The sequence below is a fragment of the Aestuariivirga sp. genome (assembly GCF_037139295.1).
Lineage (GTDB): Bacteria > Pseudomonadota > Alphaproteobacteria > Rhizobiales > Aestuariivirgaceae > Aestuariivirga.
In genome coordinates, this window is the sequence record NZ_JBAXGR010000267.1 from 1 (window position 1) to 2,043 (window position 2,043).

The 2,043-nt window shown below is 59.9% G+C and carries 2 protein-coding genes and 1 rRNA gene; 2 read left to right on the forward strand and 1 reads right to left on the reverse strand.

Annotated elements, in window-relative coordinates; genetic code table 11:
• Window positions 1-190 precede the first annotated feature (190 nt).
• Window positions 191-305 (forward strand): 5S ribosomal RNA (rrf, locus tag WCJ41_RS21755).
• Between the two features lie 202 nt (window positions 306-507).
• On the opposite strand, the gene WCJ41_RS21760 is transcribed toward rrf, so the two are convergent.
• On the reverse strand, window positions 508-1,659 hold the full coding sequence (locus tag WCJ41_RS21760; RefSeq protein ID WP_336907928.1) for a hypothetical protein: 1,152 nt from the start codon (window positions 1,657-1,659) through the stop codon (window positions 508-510).
• A 50-nt stretch (window positions 1,660-1,709) separates the two neighbouring features.
• Between WCJ41_RS21760 and WCJ41_RS21765 the strand changes: the two genes are divergently transcribed.
• Window positions 1,710-2,043: hypothetical protein (locus WCJ41_RS21765; protein WP_336907929.1), on the forward strand; the 334-nt coding region annotated here is incomplete at its 3' end.

The following is a 2,043-nucleotide window of genomic DNA, read 5'->3' on the forward strand; positions in this document are numbered from 1 at the left end:
ATGTCCAACCAGGACATCTGATCTTATGAGAAAGACTGCTGAAATCAGCGCGCTTTGGGCACTCGCCCATTCGCGCCAGCTACAGCGCGCTTGGGCCTTGCCCATTCGCGCCAGCAAAACAGCGCGCTTGGGGCTTGCCCCATTCGCGCCAGCAAAAACCCTATGTGCTCATCCCTCTGTTCTTCGCCGGCCTGGTGGCTCTGGCGGGGCGTCCATACCCGATCCCATCTCGAACTCGGCCGTAAATCGCCCCAGCGCCAATGGTACTTCGTCTTAAGACGCGGAAGAGTAGGTCGCTGCCAGGCCTGCAAAGAACAGAGAAAAACCTTCATTCACATTCTCAATAACCAAAACCCCGCCAAGCAGAAATGCTCAGCGGGGTTTTGGCGTTTGTGGGGCGCACCCAATGGACCCATCGGAACTTGTCTCCCTCTTCGTCTGTTTGGGAATGGATGAGAGCAGAGGATTTTCCGCCTTTCAGATCTTGCCCCGAGCCTGTTATCGCCTTCAGATACCGTGACCCTTCCTCTTGAAGGTGAGGATCAGGCCAAGAGAAGCAAGGAGCCCGACGGCGACAAGGCCGAAGGAGAAGGCAATGCCCAGCCGCGCAGCCACCATCCCGAAGGCCAACGGAGCCATGATCCGAGGTACGGCGGTGAGCAGCGACACGAAGCTCAAGGCACCTGCCCGGTTCTCAGGCACGAGCCTTGCTGACATGGCGAAGATCGTCGGGATCAATAACGCCAGTCCAAAACCGACAGACGCGAAGGCGGTAACGCTCACCACGAAGGAGCTTGACAGCCCCAGAGCAACAAAGCCGCAGATCGAAACGACGAGCGAGCCAAACATTAAAGGCATCTCACCAAGGAGGGACCGCATGCGGTCTCCGGGAAAGCGGACTGCAGCGTTGCAGACCCCGAAGAAAGCCGCCCCAAGGCCGGCAATTGCGGCAAGTGAGGGGGCAATTTCGTCAAGCAGCTTGGCTGACCACAACAGCGCCGCCGTCTCAGCTGCAATGATGAGGCCAGCCGCTATCCCGAGCAACATGAGGGGGGTCTTGTTCGGCAGGGTGCCGATACGAGCCGCCCTACCTACAGCGAGCGGGCGAGGCGCAATCGCCTGGTACACGAATACCCATGAGACAGTGAACATGACCGCAGCGACCATTGCTACTGCCCAAGTGCCCCATTGCGTTGAAAGCCAGCTCGCCACAACAGCCATGACACCGACGCCTGCCGAGACGCCGCCGTGAAAGGTCATGAAGATCGGACGCTTCAAGTCGTGTTCAAGGGCCACCGCTTCCGCATTCATGAACAGGTCGGTCAGACCGAAGCACAATCCCATGATGGGGATGGTGATGAAGAACCAGACGGGTGATGCCGCCGTCAAATAAGCGCCAAGCGACAGTGCGAAGGATGGCAGCACGGCGAGTAGCACAGCACGGTTCGAGGCGACCCGCGCAATCTGCCCGCCAACCGACATCGCGGCCACTGTCAGCACGGTCGAGAGCGTGAGGCCCAGTCCGAAGGTCTCTGCATCGATCCCCGAATTCCGCATGACAGAGGGCATCGAACCCGCCAGTGCGCCGATGGCGATGCCGAAGGTTACAAAGACGATTGTTATGGCGGTGCGGGGCGAGGAGAAGACGGGAGCAGTCATTCCCCGGCTTGTAGCGCACTCGGGCTGTGAGGAGAATGTGCCTCCGCCGCATGGCCGAGCCGCTTTCCGAAGGACTTCGACTTCAGCCGGAAAAGACGGGAGGCCGCCCGTTCCACACGACTGAGCAGGCGTTCCCGCGCCTTTCGTATGCGCCGGGCGTCCTTGCTCGTGACTTCCGTGCCGGCAGCGAGCTGCTCCAGTTCATCCAGGTCGTTGAGATCACCCAATGCCTCCCGGAGCTGTTCCAGCTTGGCAAGGCGCCGCTCGTTTCCGGTTTGCAGAAGTCGCAGCTGATGAAGGTGATGAACAACGAACTTCCGTGCCTCGTGCAGTGCCTGAGGCTCTTCGCTCTTCAACCCCTTCCGCAAAAGCTTGCGGGCCTTG